At 65.8% G+C, this 18,590-nt stretch carries 17 protein-coding genes; 8 read left to right on the forward strand and 9 right to left on the reverse strand.

What is annotated here, in order from left to right:
- The first annotated feature begins 38 nt into the window (after positions 1–38).
- The gene (gene lpdA / locus H1S04_RS17575) at positions 39–1,430 is read left to right on the forward strand and encodes a dihydrolipoyl dehydrogenase (protein ID WP_181746793.1); all 1,392 of its coding nucleotides are present in this window, start codon (positions 39–41) and stop codon (positions 1,428–1,430) included.
- A 144-nt stretch (positions 1,431–1,574) separates the two neighbouring features.
- On the opposite strand, the gene H1S04_RS17580 is transcribed toward lpdA, so the two are convergent.
- Positions 1,575–1,925: a GFA family protein gene (locus tag H1S04_RS17580; RefSeq protein WP_181746794.1), complete on the reverse strand. Its 351-nt coding sequence runs from the start codon at positions 1,923–1,925 to the stop codon at positions 1,575–1,577.
- Positions 1,926–1,978: 53 nt separating this feature from the next.
- Entirely contained in the window at positions 1,979–2,446 is a 468-nt protein-coding gene (locus H1S04_RS17585; protein ID WP_181746795.1) for a hypothetical protein, read from the reverse strand.
- A 145-nt stretch (positions 2,447–2,591) separates the two neighbouring features.
- On the opposite strand from H1S04_RS17585, the gene uvrA reads away from it, so the two are divergent.
- The 5 genes from uvrA to H1S04_RS17610 all read left to right on the forward strand — a co-directional run bounded on the left by uvrA (position 2,592) and on the right by H1S04_RS17610 (position 9,022).
- A complete protein-coding gene (uvrA, locus tag H1S04_RS17590) occupies positions 2,592–5,459 on the forward strand; it encodes an excinuclease ABC subunit UvrA (protein ID WP_181746796.1) in 2,868 nt (955 codons plus the stop codon).
- A gap of 194 nt (positions 5,460–5,653) precedes the next feature.
- Positions 5,654–6,433: a L,D-transpeptidase gene (locus H1S04_RS17595; protein WP_181746797.1), complete on the forward strand. Its 780-nt coding sequence runs from the start codon at positions 5,654–5,656 to the stop codon at positions 6,431–6,433.
- Positions 6,434–6,572: 139 nt separating this feature from the next.
- Positions 6,573–7,508 carry a hypothetical protein gene (locus tag H1S04_RS17600; RefSeq protein WP_181746798.1) on the forward strand — a complete coding sequence of 312 codons (936 nt, stop codon included), beginning with the start codon at positions 6,573–6,575 and terminating at the stop codon, positions 7,506–7,508.
- Positions 7,509–7,609: 101 nt separating this feature from the next.
- A complete protein-coding gene (locus tag H1S04_RS17605) occupies positions 7,610–8,536 on the forward strand; it encodes a lytic transglycosylase domain-containing protein (protein WP_181746799.1) in 927 nt (308 codons plus the stop codon).
- Positions 8,537–8,539: 3 nt separating this feature from the next.
- Positions 8,540–9,022, forward strand: a complete 483-nt coding sequence (locus H1S04_RS17610; RefSeq protein ID WP_181746800.1) for a hypothetical protein — start codon at positions 8,540–8,542, stop codon at positions 9,020–9,022.
- Between the two features lie 86 nt (positions 9,023–9,108).
- Here the strand turns inward: H1S04_RS17610 and H1S04_RS17615 are convergent, their stop codons facing one another.
- From H1S04_RS17615 to fsa, 6 genes are all read right to left on the reverse strand, one after another.
- A complete protein-coding gene (locus tag H1S04_RS17615; protein WP_181746801.1) occupies positions 9,109–10,581 on the reverse strand; it encodes an ABC transporter substrate-binding protein in 1,473 nt (490 codons plus the stop codon).
- A 90-nt stretch (positions 10,582–10,671) separates the two neighbouring features.
- Positions 10,672–11,361 (reverse strand): phosphatidylcholine/phosphatidylserine synthase, encoded by a 690-nt coding sequence (locus tag H1S04_RS17620; protein WP_181746802.1) that lies wholly within the window; start codon positions 11,359–11,361, stop codon positions 10,672–10,674.
- A 136-nt stretch (positions 11,362–11,497) separates the two neighbouring features.
- Positions 11,498–12,271, reverse strand: a complete 774-nt coding sequence (locus H1S04_RS17625) for a hypothetical protein (RefSeq protein WP_181746803.1) — start codon at positions 12,269–12,271, stop codon at positions 11,498–11,500.
- 135 nt (positions 12,272–12,406) lie between these two features.
- Entirely contained in the window at positions 12,407–13,336 is a 930-nt protein-coding gene (locus H1S04_RS17630; protein WP_181746804.1) for a tyrosine recombinase XerC, read from the reverse strand.
- Positions 13,333–14,025 (reverse strand): DUF484 family protein, encoded by a 693-nt coding sequence (locus H1S04_RS17635; RefSeq protein WP_181746805.1) that lies wholly within the window; start codon positions 14,023–14,025, stop codon positions 13,333–13,335. The genes H1S04_RS17630 and H1S04_RS17635 overlap by 4 nt, the downstream gene beginning before the upstream one ends.
- Positions 14,022–14,678 carry a fructose-6-phosphate aldolase gene (gene fsa, locus H1S04_RS17640; protein ID WP_181746806.1) on the reverse strand — a complete coding sequence of 219 codons (657 nt, stop codon included), beginning with the start codon at positions 14,676–14,678 and terminating at the stop codon, positions 14,022–14,024. The genes H1S04_RS17635 and fsa overlap by 4 nt, the downstream gene beginning before the upstream one ends.
- A gap of 165 nt (positions 14,679–14,843) precedes the next feature.
- Between fsa and H1S04_RS17645 the strand changes: the two genes are divergently transcribed.
- Positions 14,844–16,997, forward strand: coding sequence for a primosomal protein N' (locus H1S04_RS17645; RefSeq protein ID WP_220185294.1), 2,154 nt, complete (start codon positions 14,844–14,846; stop codon positions 16,995–16,997).
- Between the two features lie 68 nt (positions 16,998–17,065).
- Here H1S04_RS17645 and H1S04_RS17650 read toward each other — a convergent pair whose 3' ends face one another.
- On the reverse strand, positions 17,066–17,518 hold the full coding sequence (locus H1S04_RS17650; protein ID WP_181746807.1) for a nucleoside deaminase: 453 nt from the start codon (positions 17,516–17,518) through the stop codon (positions 17,066–17,068).
- Between the two features lie 119 nt (positions 17,519–17,637).
- On the opposite strand from H1S04_RS17650, the gene H1S04_RS17655 reads away from it, so the two are divergent.
- A partial coding sequence (locus tag H1S04_RS17655; RefSeq protein WP_255435689.1) for a pseudouridine synthase occupies positions 17,638–18,590 on the forward strand: 953 nt, incomplete at its 3' end.

The raw sequence follows: 18,590 nt of genomic DNA on the forward strand, positions 1-18,590 counted from the left end.
TGGTTTAACGCTGAACTATATTTTCCGAGGAGCTTCACATGGCGCAGAATTTCGATGTGATTGTGGTGGGTGCCGGGCCGGGGGGCTATGTCGCTGCGATCCGCGCGGCCCAGCTTGGCCTGAAGGTTGCCTGCGTCGAACGCGAGCATCTGGGCGGCATCTGCCTGAACTGGGGCTGTATCCCGACAAAGGCGCTGCTGCGCTCGGCCGAGGTGTTTCACCTGATGCACCGGGCCAAGGATTTCGGTCTGACCGTCGAGAAGGCCGGTTATGACCTCGATGCGGTCGTCGACCGCTCGCGCGGCGTCGCCAAGCAGCTTTCGGGCGGTGTGGGCCATCTGCTGAAGAAGAACAAGGTCACCGTCATCATGGGTGATGCCGTCATCACCGCGCCCGGCAAGGTCAGCGTCAAGACCGACAAGGGCACCGAGGAGCTGACCGCGAAGTCGATCATCCTCGCCACCGGCGCCCGCGCCCGCAACCTGCCGGGGCTGGAAGCCGACGGCAAGCGGGTCTGGAACTACAAACACGCGCTGAAGCCGCCGCATATGCCGAAGAAGCTGCTGGTCATCGGCTCGGGCGCGATCGGCATCGAATTTGCCAGCTTCTTCAACACGCTCGGCGCCGATACCACGGTTGTCGAGGTGATGGACCGTGTCTTGCCGGTCGAGGATGCCGAGATCAGCGCCCTCGCCAAGAAGCAGTTCGAAAAGCAGGGCATGAAGATCATGGAAAAGGCGACGGTGAAGTCGCTCGACCGCAAAGCCGACAAGGTCATCGCCGAGATCGAGACCGGCGGCAAGACCGAGAAGATGGAGTTCGACACGGTGATCTCGGCCGTGGGCATCGTCGGCAATGTCGAGGATCTGGGCCTTGAAAAGCTGGGCGTGAAGGTGGACCGCACCCATGTCGTCACCGACGAGTTCTGCCGCACCGGGGTCGAGGGGCTTTATGCCATCGGCGATGTGGCGGGCGCGCCCTGGTTGGCGCACAAGGCCAGCCATGAGGGCGTGATGGTGGCCGAACTGATCGCCGGCCAGCATCCGCACCCGATCAAGCCGAACTCGATCCCCGGCTGCACCTATTGCAACCCGCAGGTCGCCTCGGTCGGGCTGACCGAAGCGAAGGCGAAAGAAGCTGGCTACGAGGTCAAGGTTGGCCGCTTCCCCTTCATCGGCAATGGCAAGGCGATCGCGCTTGGCGAACCCGAAGGCCTGATCAAGACCGTCTTCGACGCCAAGACCGGCGAGCTTCTGGGCGCGCACATGATCGGCGCCGAGGTGACGGAGCTGATTCAGGGCTATGTGATCGGCAAGACGCTGGAGACGACCGAGGCCGAGCTGATGGAAACCGTCTTCGCGCATCCGACCCTGTCTGAGATGATGCATGAATCGGTCTTGGCAGCTTACGGGCGCGCGATTCACATCTGATCGCCCGGTCAGGCTTGAAAGCGCCCCGGTCCTGCCGGGGCGTTTTTTATTCTCCCGGCCCTTTCACCACGAATTTCCCCGTGGTCTTCGGTGCCCAATACAGCGGGATGAGCCGCGACAGCGGCGAGGGGCAGAGCGCCTTTCTCAGTAAGCCGCGCCGTCGTTCATCTTCGGCGACAGGCTGCGGGCATCCACACCGTCCAGGCAGTTGACGTTGATCGCGTAGATTTTCTGGCCGTTCTGCGCGCCTGTCGCATAGGCCTCGATCCCGCAGGTCGGGCAGAAACGGTGCGAAATCTGCCGCTTGTTGAACAGGTATTCGGTGGTCGGACCGTCCTCGACCATGGTCACCGCCGTTTCCGGCACGAAGGCCAGCACCCAGCCCAGCCGGCGGCAGCGCGAGCAGTTGCACGCATTGACCTGATCGAGATCGGCATCGACCTCGAACGCGATCGCGCCACATTGGCAGCTGCCGGTATAATGTTGAACAGCCATGTGCTTTCCACCTCCTTGCTTCGGGCGGATGCTGCGCCGGTCGCGCCCGGCGGTCAACGAAGTTCGAGCGCCACGATCTCCTTGATATAGCGCGCGCCCCGCTTGTCGCCCGGCGCCACCATCTGCAAACCGCCCGGCACCGGTGCGCCATCGACCTCATAAGCGAGGAGGATCGGCGTATCGCCGAAATCCGGCGCAATTTCCCCGATGGAGAAGGCGACCTGATGATCGTCGCTGGCCTTAACCAGGACGATGCGGCGCAGCGCGCTTTTGACATCGTCGTCCAACTCCGTTTCCCGCGCGATCAGATCCCACAGCAGCACCCCTTTGTAACGCGCGCTCTGCTCGCCCTTGCTGCTGAGATAGCTGACCTCAATCTCCTGCGAGGGCAGGGCGCCCAGACTTTCGGGTGTGAGGGAGACGGACAACCCGTCCGGCCCGCTCAGCATGGCCTGGGCGAAAGCCGAGCCGGGAAGGATCGCCGCGCAGGCGATGGTAAGTGCGATGCGGTTCATGGCCATGTCCTCGAAGCGATATGCTTCGGAAAACATATCGCAAAATCAATCCACCGCAAAAGCCAAGTTTGTTCTTGCTTCGTTCGAAGTCTTCTGTTGCTTTTCCGTTAACACTCACTATCTGATGCGCTTGCGTCGTAGGGGCAGATCAATGGAACAGAAGTTCATCGAAGTGCGCGGGGCGCGTGAGCACAATCTGAAGGGCGTGGATATGGACATCCCGCGCGATCAGCTTGTGGTCATCACCGGCCTGTCCGGCTCCGGGAAATCCAGCCTCGCCTTCGACACGATCTATGCTGAAGGCCAGCGGCGCTACGTCGAAAGCCTGTCGGCCTATGCGCGGCAGTTCCTCGACATGGCGGGCAAGCCCGATGTGGATCACATCAGCGGGTTGTCGCCAGCTATCAGCATCGAACAGAAGACGACGTCGAAAAACCCCCGTTCGACGGTCGGGACTGTCACCGAGATCTACGACTATCTGCGCCTGCTGTTTGCCCGCGTCGGAACGCCCTACAGCCCCGCGACCGGCCTGCCGATCGAGGCGCAGCAGGTGCAGGACATGGTTGATCGGATCATGGCGATGCCCGAAGGCACGCGCGGCTATCTGCTGGCGCCCATCGTCCGCGACCGGAAGGGCGAGTACAAGAAAGAGTTCCTGGAACTGCGCAAGCAGGGCTTTCAGCGCGTCAAGGTCGATGGCGAATTCCACGAGCTGGACAACCCGCCGGAACTCGACAAGAAATTCCGCCATGACATCGACGTGGTGGTTGACCGTCTAGTGACTGCGCCGGGGATGGAGACGCGTCTGGCCGATTCGCTGCGCACGGCGCTGGATCTGGCCGATGGCATCGCGGTTCTGGAAACCGCACCGGCCGAGGGCGAGTCCGAACGCATCACATTCAGCGAGAAATTCGCCTGCCCCGTCTCGGGCTTCACCCTGCCCGAGATCGAGCCGCGGCTGTTTTCGTTCAACGCCCCGATGGGTGCCTGTCCGGTCTGCGACGGGCTGGGGATGGAGCTGTTCTTCGACGAAAACCTGGTCGTGCCCGATCAGGCGCTGTCGGTCGCGGGGGGCGCCATCGCCCCTTGGGCCAAGTCGAAATCGGCCTATCTGACCCAGACCATCAACGCCCTGGCCAAACATTACGGCTTCGACAAGAAGACCCCGTGGCGCGACCTGCCGGAGGCGGTGAAGAAGCTGTTCCTCTATGGCTCCGGCAAGGATGAGATCAAGTTCCGCTTCGACGATGCCGGCCGCGTCTATGAGGTCACGCGCCAGTTCGAAGGCGTCATTCCGAACATGCAGCGCCGCCTGCGCGAAAGCGATTCGAACTGGGTGCGCGAGGAGATGGAGCGCTATCAGAACAACCGCCCTTGCGGCGCCTGTAACGGCTATCGCCTGCGGCCCGAGGCGCTGTCGGTCAAGATCGCCGGCACACATATCGGGCAGGTGGTGGAAAAATCCATCCGCGAGGCGTTGGACTGGGTCACCGACGCGCCCGCGCATCTGTCCAAGCAGAGGAATGAAATCGCCGTCGCCATCCTGAAGGAAATCCGAGAAAGGCTGGGCTTTCTGGTCAATGTGGGTCTGGATTATCTGACCATGTCGCGCGCCGCGGGGACGCTCTCGGGCGGCGAAAGCCAGCGGATCCGGCTGGCAAGCCAGATCGGCTCGGGGCTGACCGGTGTCCTCTATGTGCTGGACGAACCTTCGATCGGGCTGCATCAGCGCGACAATGACCGGCTGCTGCTGACGCTGAAGGGTCTGCGCGATCAGGGCAATTCGGTGCTGGTGGTCGAACATGACGAGGATGCGATCCGCCACGCCGATTACGTCTTTGACATGGGGCCGGGGGCGGGGGTGCATGGCGGCACCGTGGTTGCCAAGGGCACGCCCGCCGAAATCGCCGCCAACCCGGCCAGCCTGACCGGGCAATATCTCTCGGGCGTGCGCAAGATCGCGGTGCCTGCGGAACGGCGCAAGGGCACCGGCAAGTCGGTGACCGTGGTGGGCGCGACGGGCAACAACCTGCAGGACGTGACGGCGGAATTTCCGCTGGGGCGGTTTGTCTGCGTGACCGGGGTGTCCGGCGGCGGAAAGTCGACGCTGACCATCGAAACGTTGTTCAAGACCGCCTCCATGCGGCTCAACGGCGCGCGCCAGACGCCAGCGCCCTGCCAGACAATCAAGGGGCTGGAAAACCTCGACAAGGTGATCGACATCGACCAGCGGCCAATCGGGCGGACCCCGCGGTCCAATCCGGCGACCTATACCGGCGCCTACGACCACATCCGCGACTGGTTCGCCAACCTGCCGGAATCCAAGGCCCGCGGCTATAAGCCCGGCCGCTTCAGCTTCAACGTCAAGGGCGGCCGCTGCGAGGCCTGTCAGGGCGACGGGCTGATCAAGATCGAGATGCATTTCCTGCCCGACGTTTACGTCCAATGCGAGACCTGCAAGGGCAAGCGCTACAACCGCGAGACGCTGGAGGTCCACTTCAAGGGCAAGTCCATCGCCGATGTGCTGGACATGACCATCGAGGAGGCGCAGGAGTTCTTCAAGGCGGTGCCCTCGATCCGGCGCAAGATGGACGCGCTGATGCAGGTTGGCCTCGGCTATGTGAAGGTCGGCCAGCAGGCGACGACGCTGTCGGGCGGCGAGGCGCAGCGGGTCAAGCTGGCCAAGGAGCTGGCGCGGGCCGCGACCGGCAAGACGCTGTATATCCTGGACGAGCCGACGACCGGCCTGCATTTCGAGGATGTGCGCAAGCTGCTGGAGGTGCTGCACCACCTGGTCGATCAGGGCAACACCGTGGTGGTGATTGAGCATAATCTCGATGTGATCAAGACCGCCGACTGGATCATCGACATTGGCCCGGAGGGCGGCGATGGCGGTGGCCGGATCGTGGCCGAGGGCACGCCCGAGGATGTGGCCCAGGTGGCGGAAAGCCATACCGGTCGCTATCTCGGGCCGTTGCTGCCTGCTGCGCTGCAGCGAAAGGCCGCGCGGCAGAGCTAACTGCGGCAAATCCGTCACGGGTGCAGCGTGATGGTCGCATTTCGTTCAAAACTATGGGAACTTCGCGGCGGAACGCTTGCTTTCCCCCGCGTGTCAGGGCGATAGCCCAATAGTCTGTCGGGCGGTCTGGTCCCCGCCCCTCTGGTTGTTATGCGCCGCCGGTCTGCCCCGGGGCGCCATGGAAGGAAGTCAGAATGCGCATTCTCCCCGTCGCGCTTGCGGTGGTTCTCGGGCTTGCGGCCTGCGCCCCCAGCGAGCCGGTCGTCACGGCCCCCGTCAAAACCGTGCCCACCTATTACGAGGCGCGTGTCGATTCCGGCCCGAATGGTGAGCCGATCGACATCAAGGCCGTCAAAACCGCCTATCTGAACGAGCGCACCATGCGCACCAACGTGCCCTATAACGGGCCGGACGCGCCGGGCACCATCGTGGTCGACCCCTATGCGCGCCTGCTCTATTACGTCCAGGCGGGCGGCATGGCCGAGCGTTACGGCGTGGCGGTCGGCGCCGCCGGCAAGAACTTTGCCGGCACGGGCACCATCGCCCGCAAGGCCCGCTGGCCCAGCTGGACGCCGACGCAGAACATGGTCAACACCCAGCCTGAGCTCTACGGTTCGCTGAAGGGCGGCATGAAGGGCGGCCCGGACAACCCGCTGGGTTCGCGCGCGCTGTATCTCTATCAGGGCGGTCGCGACACCTATTACCGCATTCACGGTACGCTCGATCCGTCGTCGATCGGCAAGGCGACCTCGGCCGGCTGTATCCGCATGTTCAACCAGGATATCATGGACATGTTCGAACGGGTTCCGAACGGCACCAAGGTCCATGTCCGCACCCAGTCGGAAAGCGTGCAATATGAGGGCCCGGTAGCGGAATCGCCCGAAGGCTACGCGCTGCCGGTCAACCCGACCCCGGCTGTGACCCCGGTTTCGGCCCCCGGTGTCAGCCCTGTGGAAAGCGCTGTTCAGGGCTGATCGTCCAGACTGCGACGCAAGAAAACAGTCCCGGTCCGGTTGGGCCGGGGCTTTTTCATGCGCAATGGGGATGCATACGGAACTTTCCTTAACGGCACAGGTCGGTTATTACCCCCCATGTCAGCTGCCGAGGACAGTCATGCCGAATTTTTCCGTCGAAGAACGCCGCGCCCTTTCCGATGAGGAACTGGATCTCGCCACCCAATCCCGCCAGCCGCGACTGGCCGCGCTCAGCGATGACGCGCTGGCGATGCTGATCGTGCGATTGCGGGCCGCGCGCGACAAGGCGCGAGGCCGTGGCAACCGGCAGGCGCGCGAGGCACGCGGCAAGGCCGATCCCGCCGGCGCGCAACCCGCCAGCGGCAATGCGGGGACGGTTCAGAAGGAAAAATACCTGACGGCGGCCCTGCGCCGCGCCACCCTTGAACAGAAGCGTCGCAAGGCCGCCGGCGCGCAGCCTGGGACCTCAGCCCCGCGGACGGCAGAAGCGGCACCCCCCGCATCCGAGACGAAGTCCGAGGACGCCACGGTCCCGGCTGAAACCGCGCCCCCCGCGATGCCTGCGGCGGCGAAAAAAGCCACTGTTGCCCGCAAACCCGCGACGCGCAGTAATGCCGCCGCGCGGGGGGCCCGCGCCAAGGCTGCCGCGCAGCCGACCGATCGGCGCGGAAGCGGGGCACGCAAGGTGGCCAAGCCGAAGGCCGCCCCGGCTGCGGCTGAAACGCCCGATATCGACACCACGGCCGCAAAACCCGCGCTCAAGGCAAACCCCGCGCCGAAGCCAAAGCCTGCGCCCAAGGCCGCGCTTGCGCCCGAACCCGCGGCCGTCCCCGAGGATGCGGCTTCGACATCGACGGCGCTGGTGAAGGATCTGACCGAAAAGGCGGCGCGCCGGGCGGCCAAGGCGGACAAGGCACGGCTCAAGGCCGACAAGGCCGCGCGTCAGGCCGAGAAGCTGGGCAACAAGAAATCCCGCAAAGCCTCGAAAAAGGCCGAGGAGAAGGCCCGCAAAGCGGATCGCAAGGCCCGCAAAACGGTGCGTCAGGCGCGCAAGGCGGCCGCCGACCTGACCTGACCGGGCGGCGCGCGATCGTCGAAATTCTGCGTCGGCGCGGTTTCACTAGCCGCGCCGATTTGCTAATCGGGCAGAGGTTGATGCTAGCGCGGGTTCGGGTCATGCGCCGTCTGTTCACAGCAATTGCGGCAGTTCTGCTGACCGTGGGCACGGGCCAGGCGCGCCCGGCGGTCGATGCCATCTATGGGCTGCCGCCTGCGTCCGAGGTCAAGGACCGCCGCTGCACCGCCGATGGGCTGCATTGCATCAGCGTCGCCACCTATGTGTCCGATGTCTGCCGCGCCATTGAACGCGCCGCCTCGCGCGAGGGGCTGGACAAGGGCTTCTTCGCCCGGCTTCTGTGGAAGGAAAGTCTGTTCGAACCGGGCGCCATCTCGCCCATGGGCGCGGAAGGCATCGCCCAGTTCATGCCCGGCACCGCCCGCATCGTCGGCCTGCACGACCCTTTCAACCCGGCCGAGGCGATTCAGGTTTCGGCGGCGTACCTGTCGCGGCTGTCGCGCTTCTACGGCTCTATCGGGATTGCTGCGGTCGCCTATAACGGTGGCGAGGGGCGCGCCGATGGGTTCATGCGCTCGGGCGGGACGCTGCCCTACGAGACGCAGGATTACGTTCAGGCGATCACCGGCTTTAACGCCTGGAAATGGCGCGAGGATCCGCCCAAGCCCGAGGAGGTCGACCTGCGGCTGGACGGCGACAAGCCGTTTTTGGAAGCCTGTGTTGAGATGGCCGGCAACCGCAAGCTGCGCGATTTCAGTACCGAACCGCGCGATCCCGTGCTGCCCTGGGGTGTGATCCTGGCCTCGCACCCGACCAAGGGCGGCGCGCAAGGGCAGGTGACGCGGCTGAACCGGGCGCTGCGCCCGCTGCTGGGCGGCAAGAACGTCACCTATGTGCGCCGCAGCCTGCGGCAGGGCGCGCGGCGGGTCTATACCGCGCAGGTCGGCTGGAATTCACGCGGCGAGGCGAACAAGTTCTGCCAGCGCGCGCGGACGGTGGGGGTCAACTGCATCGTGCTGAAGAACTGACCTGTGGGCGAAGGTTGCAACGAAAACCTTACCCCACACGCCGAGTTCGTCGCCGCCCTTGAGCAAATCGTCCGGCTATTGCGCTGCGAGGGGTTCCCTTGGATGCTGATTGGTGGGGCGGCGATGGCGGTGCATGGTGTTGATGACACTGCGCCTGCGGATATCGACATCGTTCTTTCCGGCTCTGCGGCCGCGCACATCGCCGCGCGGCATGGCTGGCAGAATTATGCGGATGGCGGTTCTGGGCCGTTGCGTTCGGATTACATCTTGAGACCGGACCTTGGGCGCGTCCCGGTGGAATTGCTTGGAAACTTTCGGATCCGGGATGGCGACGGTTGGATACACCTCGCGCTTGCGCGGGCGGTAACGGTAAGCTGGTGCGAGCAGCAGGTGCCGGTGCTGCCCCTGAACCAGCTAGCCCAGCTGTTCCGGCCGATCAGGCGGGAGAAGGATTTTCGCCGCGCCGCGCTCGTCAGCGGTTCCTGAATACGATCCCGCCTTGTGAAACCGCTTAGCATGAACGGAAAAGGGCGCCGCAACGCGACGCCCTTCGGGATTCTCGGGAAGGCCGATCACTCGGTCCAATGCACCTTCGACAGGTCGTTCGCCGGGGTGGGGGCGTTTTCCCACAGCCCTTCGATCTTGGCATTGGCGACGCCGGTCTTGGCCAGCTGGAACAGATAGGCATTGGCGTAATCATCGGCGATGATGGTCTGCGCCTGCTTCAGCAGCTCGGACCGGCGGACATCGTCGGTGGTGGTGTTCACCTCGGCCATGACCGCCTTCAGGGCGTCGTTGTTGTAGTTGAAGTAATAATCGTCGCGCGTGTAGATGCCGATATCCAGCGGCTCGACATGGCTGATGATGGTCAGGTCGTAATCCTTGCCCTTGTAGACCGTCTCCAGCCATTGCGCCCATTCCATGTTGATCGCCTCGGTCTGGATGCCCACGGCGCGCAGTTGCGCGGCCAGCAACTCGCCGCCGCGCCGCGCATAGGGCGTGGGGGGCAGGGCCAGACGCAGCTTCAGGTCCTTGACGCCGGCCTCGGCCAGAAGCGCCTTGGCCTTTTCCGGGTCATAGGCGGATTTCTCGGTCAGGTCGACGTAATCGGGGTGATGCGGCGCGAAATGGGTGCCGATGGGGATGCCATAGCCGAACATGGCGCCGTCGATCAGTTCCTGCCGGTTGATGGCATGGGCAATTGCCTCGCGCACCTTGACGTTATCAAGGGGGGGCACGGCCTTGTTCATGGCCAGGATCGTCTCGCCCTCGGTGGTGCCGACGATCACCTTGAAGCGGGGATCGGCGCCGATCTGGGCAAGTGTTTCAGGCGCGGGATAGATCGGGAAAGCGTCCACGTCGCCGGCCATCATCGCGGCGAAGGCGGCAGTGGGGTCGCCAATGAAGCGAAAGGTTGCGGTCTTCAGCGCGGGCTTCTCGCCCCAATAGCCGTCGAAGGCCTCCATCCTGATGGAATCCCCCTGCTTCCATTCGGTGAACTTGAATGGGCCGGTGCCGATGGGCTTTGTCGCCTCCTCCGCGACCGAGGCCGGGTCCAGCATCACCGCATCGCCCCAGGCCATCTTGAAGGGGAACAGACCATCGGGCGCCTTCAGAGTCACCCGCAGGGTCTTGGGGTCGACAGCGGTGACGGTATCGATCCCCTCGAACAGGGTCTTCTGCGGATTGGTCGAATCCGGCGCCCGCGCCCGATCCAGCGAGAAGACCGCGTCCTCGGCGGTGAAGTCGGCGCCGTCGTGGAATTTCACCCCCTCGCGCAGGTGGAAGATATAGGTCTTGCCGCCCTCTTCCACCTCCCAGCTGGAGGCGAGCGCTGGCAGGATCGCCCCGTCCGGCCCGAATTTCGTCAGCCCCTCGAAGATATTGGCATAAACCACCTCGTCGATGGCGGCGGCGGCATTGCCGGTCGGGTCCAGGCTCGGCGGTTCCAGCACCATGCCGAGCGTGATCGAATCCTGCGCGGCAAGCGCGGGCGAGGCCATCAAGGCGAATGCGGCGATGGCGGCTTTCCAGTCGTGGAACATTGTTCTCCCCAGCGGTCAAGACTGGCGGTCATAATGGGAGGATATTGCGCGCAATCAAGGATAATCCGCGCTGACCCGCAGAGGGCGGATCTAGCGCCGTTCGGTCAGCTGTTGCAGTGCGCCCGCACAGATCAGCCACAGGCTGGTGATCACCAGTCCCCAATTGGCCCAGCTGGCCGGATGGAAATCGACCAGAATCGCCCAGATCGCAAAGAACACCCATGCCGCCGCCATCGGCAGCGAAATGGCGCGCCAGCGTACGGTGCGGACGGGGTGGATGAATTTCACATTGGTGAACATGGCGACCGTCAGCACGGTGACGATCAGCAGGATGATCCAGAAATTGGGTTTCAACGCGAACAGGACCAGCACCACCATATTCCAGCAGGCCGGGAAGCCCGCGAAGGAATTATCCCGTGTTTTCATGCGGGTGTCCGAGAAATACAGGATCGATCCATAGGTGATGGCGATGATCGCGAACCAGCCCGTCCAGCCTGGCAGCAGTCCCGATTTGAACAGCGCGAAGGCCGGGATGAACACATAGGTCAGGAAATCGATGATGAGATCCATCAGCACGCCGTCGTAAAGCGGCCAATTTTCCTTGACCTTGTAGCGGCGCGCCAGCGGGCCATCGACGCCGTCGACGACAAGCGCGACGATCAGCCAGAAGAACATCAGCGACCAGCGGCCATCGACGGCCGCCAGCATGGCCAGCATGGAAAAGACGGCGCCGGTGGCGGTCAGCAGGTGAACGGACAGGGCTTTGAGGCGAGTTTCCATCCCCGCGTTTTCGCATTCCGTCAGGGCGCGCGCAAGGTGAATGAACCGCGTTTAGCGGCATGCCGCCGCGCGCCTCCACCCGTCATTCGCATTGGGCAGTGAAGTCGACCACGGCGGGTGAAGAACCCTCCGTCCCTTAGCCGGCGCTGGTGACGGAAAGGGTGGCACCGCTCTCTCGTGCATAGGCATAGTTGCAATAGCCAAAGCCGGTGCCCGAGCAATCCTGCACCTCCGGCAGTGCCTTGGCCATCTCCTGAACATAGTCCGACGGGCTTTGTTCGGGCGGTGGGGTGGGCTGCCACCCCTCGGCCAGCAGCAGGATGCGGGCCTGATGAATCGGCAGGCCATAAAGGCTGGGCACGCTGATCGCGCCGCCGCAGAACAGGTCACGATCGGCGGGTGGGCGCAGCAGGATCAACTGGTCCGAAATGATGCGCAGATCGGCCAGCGGAGACGGGCCGTAATCGCCGTCCCAGATGCGGATGCCCTCGGGCACCAGCGGCTGCAGCGTCCCCGGCGCACGCGCGCGGCCCGCGGCGGCATAGACCAGCCCCTGCAGCGCAGGTCCGCGGAAAATGCCCACATTCCCCCCTTCCAGCAGGCACGACCCGCTGGTGCCGGCGGTGGCCTTGGCAGCGAAGCTGACGAAGGTCAGATCGCCCTGCGTGATTTCGCCGGTGACGATCCAGTCGGCGGCGGCAGCGGCCTTGCCACCGGTCGTCTCTGGCCCGGCGGGCAGGGTGCCGCAGATTGCGGCATCGGCGGGCGGGGTCGGATTGGCGGGCAGACTGGCCACCGCGCGGATCTCGACCCCTTCGCGCTGCGAGGCGACCTCAAGCGGCTGCGCCGATGCGGGTGTGACGGTCAGGCATAGCGCGGCGAGGCCGGCAGGAAGTGGCGGTTGAAACACGGCGGTGATTCCCGATGAACTTCAGGCAGATTCCGGCGGATCGGCAGCCTTGTCAAACCCGCCGGACCTAGCGCGGCTGGAGCCGCTGTGACCTGCGCCTGCAACGCCGCCGGCAACCCGCCAGGCAGGGCGCCGCTAGCGGCGGGGATGGGCGCGCCGATAAACCTCCATCAGGTGGGCATCGTCGACGCCGGTATAGACCTGCGTGGTGGCAAGGCTCGCATGGCCCAGCAATTCCTGAATGCTGCGCAGATCGCCGCCTGCAGCAAGAAGATGGGTGGCGAAGCTGTGGCGCAACGCATGGGGCGTGGCGGTAGGCGGCAGCCCCAGCGACTGCCGCATCTGCGCCATCGCGTCTTCCACCACGCCGGCGCGCAAGGGACCGCCGCGCGCGCCGCGAAACAGCGGGCCGTCCGCTTCCAGCGGATAAGGCGTCAGGCGCAGATAAGCGGCGATGGCGTCGCGTGCGGCGGGCAGCACCGGGACCATGCGTTCGCGGCCGCCCTTGCCGCGAATGGTCAGCGCCTCGCCCATCGGCCAGGCGCGGCCCGTCAGCGCCAGCGCTTCCGAGATGCGCAGCCCGCAGCCGTAAAGCAGGGTGAGCACGGCGGTATCACGGGCGGCGATCCAGGGTTCGGGGTGGTGACTGCCCGCGTAGTCCAGCAGCGCGCGCGCCTGATCGGTGCCAAGCGGGCGGGGCAGCGAGCGTTGGTATTTCGGCCCCCGTGTGGAGAGGGCGGCGGACAGGTCATAGCCCTCGCGATCGGACATCCAGCGCAGAAAGCTGCGGATGGCCGACAGCCGGCGTGCCAGCGACCGGGCGGACAGGCCGCGCCCGCGCTCGGCAGCGGCGAAGGCGCGCATGTCGGTCTGTTTCAGCGCGCCAAGCGAGGCAGGCGTGGCGCCGGCGCCGTGATAGCCGCCCAGAAAGGCCAGAAAGGCAATGCAATCATCGCGGTAGGCGGTGATCGTATGGGGGGAGCGGTCGCGTGCCGCCGCCTCGGCTTCCAGCCATCGCGCCAACGCATCCGCCATGGCGGGCGTGAGCGCGAGCGGCTGGCTCATTCCTCCAGCCAGCGCAGCAGGGTCAGCCGGAAGGCCTGACCGAAGAAGCGCAGCAGATCGGTCCCCTGCGCGGCGCTGAACCGCCCCGGCTCGTCCGAGCCCATCAGCAGCAGCGCGGGCATCCGGGTTGGGCCGAGGTCCAGCGGAATCAGTGCTTCGGAAGCGACGGGCGCGCCATGCAGCCCGGCAGTGGCGTGGGCCACACGGCGCAGGATCACCTCGCCCGAGGGTTGGCCGCGCCGGCCGCCGGCGATGGCGCGCGCGACGGTGCCGGCCGGCGCCATGGTCAGCGGGCCGCCCAGTTCCGGCTCGCCTTCCTTGGTCGCGGTTTCCATCACCAGCACCAGCGTGTCGACGCGCAGGATGTCGGCCAGATCGGTCTGCAGATTGTCCAGAAAACCGTCGAAATCCACCGGCTCCAGCAAGGACAGCACGGCGCGATGGACGGTGTTCATGCCGGACTGATTGTCATAAGCGGCGGCGATGACATGTTCATGCGCCGATTCCAGCCGATCCAGCCGGGCTTCCAGGGCCGACATGGCGCGGCCCCGGATATCGATCACATTGGCGCCGACCCCAGCCTCATGGGCGCCGACGATGGCGCGCATGAGGTCGCGGTCCATCAGGATCGTGCTGGGGTCCTCCAGCAGCGCCTGCCGCAATTCGGGGGTCAGGGCCTCGTTGATCATGCGCCGATCTTCTGGCCGGTCTTGGCCCAGTCGGCGGTGAACTGCGCCAGACCCTTGTCGGTCAGCGGATGGTTCGCCATCGACTTGATGACCGAAGGCGGCGCGGTGATGACATCGGCGCCGATCTTGCCGGCCTCGATGATGTGGTTCACCGAGCGGATCGAGGCGGCGAGGATCTGGGTGTCATAGCCGTAATTGTCGTAGATCTCGCGGATGTCGGCGATCAGATCCATGCCGTCCAGATGGATGTCGTCCAGCCGCCCGATGAAGGGGCTGATGAAGGTCGCACCGGCCTTGGCGGCCAGAATCGCCTGCGCGGGCGAGAAGCACAGCGTCACGTTCACCATGCGGCCTTCGTCGGCGAAGACGCGGCAGGCCTTCAGCCCGTCCCAGGTCAGCGGCACCTTGATGGCGATATTGGGCGCGATATCGCCCAGCAGGCGGCCTTCGCGGATCATGTCGTCGGCCTTTTCGGCGACCACCTCGGCCGAGACGGGGCCAGCGACCATGTCGCAGATCTCGCGGGTGACTTCGATGATGTCGCGGCCCGATTTCAGGATCAGCGAGGGATTGGTGGTCACCCCGTCGACCATGCCCAGGTCGTTCAGCTCGCGAATGGCATCGACATCGGCGGTATCGAGAAAGAATTTCATGGCGCTCTCCTCAGATGCATTTGGCGAAGTGATAGCGCATTGAGGGGCGCGCCGAAAGCCGGGGCGCTTGTTTTTCCGCGCCCCGCGGGCCAAGTCTGCGGGACTTCGCTTCTGGGCAGGCATGCAACCGTGAGTTTCTACGATCAGGGCCAACGCATCGGCGTGATGACGACCGAACCCGTGGGGCTGCTGGACTATCTGGCCCCCGAGGGCGGCGTCGCGGAAGGCAAGATCGTGATCTGTCCGCTGGGGCCGCGCCGGGTGATGGGCGTGGTCTGGGGGAAGGGCGACGGGACGTTCGATCTGGCCAAGCTGCGCCCGATCGTGCGCGCAGTGGACGCGGCGCCGCTGACGGCCGAGATGCGGGAGTTCCTGACGCGCGCCGCCGAATATACGCTGACCCCCCTGCCGCTGATGATCCGCATGGCCATGCGCGCGCCCGATCTGGACAAACCGCCGGCCGAACGCCGCATCATCCTGCGCGCGGGGCCGGCGCCCGCGCGCATGACCGAAGCCCGCGCCGCCGTGTTGCGCATCATCGACGAACATGGCGGGGCCAGCTTCGCGCCGTCCGAACTGGCGCAACTGGCCGGGGTAGGCAGCGGCGTGGTCAAGGGGCTGGTTGCCGCAGGCACGCTGGTCGAGGTCAGCGCGCCGAAGGACGCGCCTTATCCGCGGCTCGACCCCGACCTGCCCGGCAAGCCGCTGGCGCGCGATCAGGCGGCGGCGGCCGAGGCGCTGCGCGCTGCCATGGCGACCGGCGCTTACGGCACGACGCTGCTGCGCGGGGTCACCGGATCGGGCAAGACGGAAGTGTATCTGGAAGCCGTCGCCGCCTGTCTGCGCAGCGGTCGTCAGGCGCTGGTGCTGCTGCCCGAAATCGCGCTGTCGGCCGAGTTTCTCGACCGGGTCGAGGCGCGGTTCGGCGCTCGCCCCGGCGAATGGCATTCCGGCATCAGCCGGACCGAGCGCCGCCGGCTGTGGCATATGGCCGGCCAAGGCGAGGTCGGGCTGGTGGTCGGCGCCCGCTCGGCGCTGTTCCTGCCGTTCCGCGATCTGGGTCTGATCGTCGTCGATGAGGAACATGATTCCTCGTATAAACAGGAAGATACGGTCTATTACTCGGCCCGTGACATGGCCGTGCTGCGCGGCTCGGTGGCGGGGGCGCAGGTGGTGCTGGCTTCGGCCACACCCTCGCTGGAAAGCTGGGTGAACGCGGTCAGCGGCAAATATGCCCGGCTCGACCTGCGGTCGCGCTATGGCGAAGCGGAACTGCCCGAGATGGCGGCGATCGACCTGCGGACGCAGGAGCTGCCGGGTGGCCGTTGGATTTCCCCCAGCCTCGCCAGCGCTGTCGAGGCGCGGATGGCGCGCGGCGAGCAGTCGCTGCTGTTCCTGAACCGGCGTGGCTATGCCCCGGTCACCGTCTGCCGGGCCTGCGGTGAACAGATTGCCTGCCAGCAATGCGATGCCCGCATGGTCGAGCACCGCTTCCAGAACCGCCTCGTCTGCCACCAATGCGGCGAGTCGCGACCGATCCCGACCGAGTGCCCCTCCTGCGGCGTCGAAGGCAGGCTGGCCCCCATCGGTCCGGGGGTCGAGCGCCTGGCCGAGGAGGTCGCCCTGCGCTTCCCCGATGCGAAGGCCACGGTGCTGTCCTCCGACCTGTTCGGCTCGGCGCGGGCGCTGAAGGACACCATCGCCGAGATCGCCGAGGGCGGGAGCGACATCATCATCGGCACCCAGATCGTCGCCAAGGGGCATAATTTTCCGAAACTGACCCTGGTAGGGGTGATTGATTCCGATCTGGGCCTGCAAGGCGCCGATCTGCGCGCGGCGGAACGCAGTTTCCAACTGATGCGGCAGGTGGCGGGCCGCGCCGGGCGGATGCCGGGCGAGCGGCCGGGGCTGGCGCTTCTGCAGACCCATCAGCCAGAACATCCGGTGATCCGGGCGATCCTTGCCGGCGACGATGAAGGCTTCTGGGATGCCGAGGCCGCGATGCGCCGTTCGGCCGGGATGCCCCCTTACGGGCGGCTGGCGGGCATCATCCTGTCCCACCCCGAGCCCGGCATGCTGGCCGATTTTGCCCGCCATCTGGCGTCCTGCGCCGGGCCGATCCATGCGGCGGGGGCCGAGCTGTTCGGACCGGCCCCCGCGCCCATTGCCCGCATTCGCGGGCGACACCGGATGCGGATGCTGATCCGTGCGCCGCGTCAGGCGGCGATCCAGCAGGCGATCAGCGATTGGCTGCGGCCGGTGAAGCTGCCGATGAATATGCGGCTGTCGGTGGATATTGATCCGCAGAGCTTTTTCTAGGGAAAGGGGCGCTGCCCCTCGCCGCTTTGCGGCTCACCCCGGGATATTTGGGCCAGACTGAAGATGGATCAGCGGCGGGCGGCGAAGAAGTCGCGCAGCAGGGTCCGGGATTCGTCGGCGGCGATGCCGTCATGGATCTCGGGGCGGTGGTGGCATTGGGGATGGTCGAAGACACGGGCGCCGTGGCGGACGCCGCCCATGCGCGGATCGTCGGCGCCGTAATACAGCGTGGCGATGCGGGCGGCGGATATGGCGGCAGCGCACATCGGGCAGGGCTCCAGCGTGACCCAGAGGCGATGGCCGGGCAGCCGATCCGACCTGGCCGCCTTGCAGGCGGCGCGGATAACCGCGATCTCGGCATGGGCGGTGGGATCGTGTTCGGCGCGGGTGCGGTTGCCACTGGCGGCGACGATGCGGCCATCCGGGTCGGTGAGTACGGCCCCCACCGGGACCTCGCCCCGCCGGGCGGCGGCGCGGGCCTCGGCCAGTGCGCGCGGCATATGCGAGGTGAAAGCGGTCATGGGGCCTTGTCGCGCGGGGGGCGCGGTCTGGCAAGAGGCTGATGAAACGCTTTCCTTTGCGATGCGTTCGACGCTATAAATCCCAATTCGCCGCAGCGATGCGCCAAAGGAGACATGCCATGACTGATGCCCAGAACACCCCCGAAACCACGCCCGAACCGAAAACCCAGGCCGACCGTATTGCCAAGGTGATGGCGCGTGCAGGCGTGGCCAGCCGCCGCGAGGCCGAGCGCATGATCGTCGAAGGCCGGGTCACCGTGAACGGCAGGAAGATCGACAGCCCGGCGCTGGATGTGCTGCCCAGTGACAAGATCGTGGTCGATGGCACGCCGCTTGAAGCCCCGCAGGAAACCCGGCTTTGGCTGTATTACAAGCCCCTGGGGCTGGTGACCTCTGAATCGGACGAGAAGGGGCGCCAGACGGTGTTCGATGCCCTGCCGCGCGATCTGCCCCGCGTGATGTCGGTCGGGCGGCTGGATTTGAATTCCGAAGGGCTGCTGCTGCTGACCAATGATGGCGAGCTGAAGCGCCGGCTGGAACTGCCCTCGACCGGATGGCTGCGGCGTTACCGGGTGCGGGTGAATGGCCAGCCCAACGACCTGACCTTCGCGTCCCTGCGCCGGGGCGTCACCATTGATGGCGAGGATTTTGCGCCGATGGAAATCAAGCTGGACAGCCAGCAGGGCGCCAATGCCTGGCTGACCGTCGGCATCCGCGAGGGCAAGAACCGCGAGATCCGCCGCGCCATGGCCCATGTCGGTCTGCAGGTGAACCGGCTGATCCGCATCGGCTACGGTCCGTTCAAGCTGACCGGGCTGGAGGAAAACGAGGTTCGCGAGGTCAAGCGCCGGACGCTGCGCGACCAGCTGGGCGGCTTGCTGACCGGCGAGGCAGAGGAGAAGGAGCGTCCCTTCCGCTCGCGCGGTGCAGATGATCGCGACCGGGGCGACCGGAGCGACCGCAAACCCTTCGCCCGCCGCGAGGATGGTGACCGCAAGCCCTTCGCCCGTCGCGAGGACGGCGACCGCAAGCCCTTCGCGCGTCGCGAGGATGGTGATCGCAAGCCCTTCGC

It is taken from the genome of Paracoccus sp. S1E-3 (genome assembly GCF_013868135.1).
Taxonomy (GTDB): domain Bacteria; phylum Pseudomonadota; class Alphaproteobacteria; order Rhodobacterales; family Rhodobacteraceae; genus Paracoccus.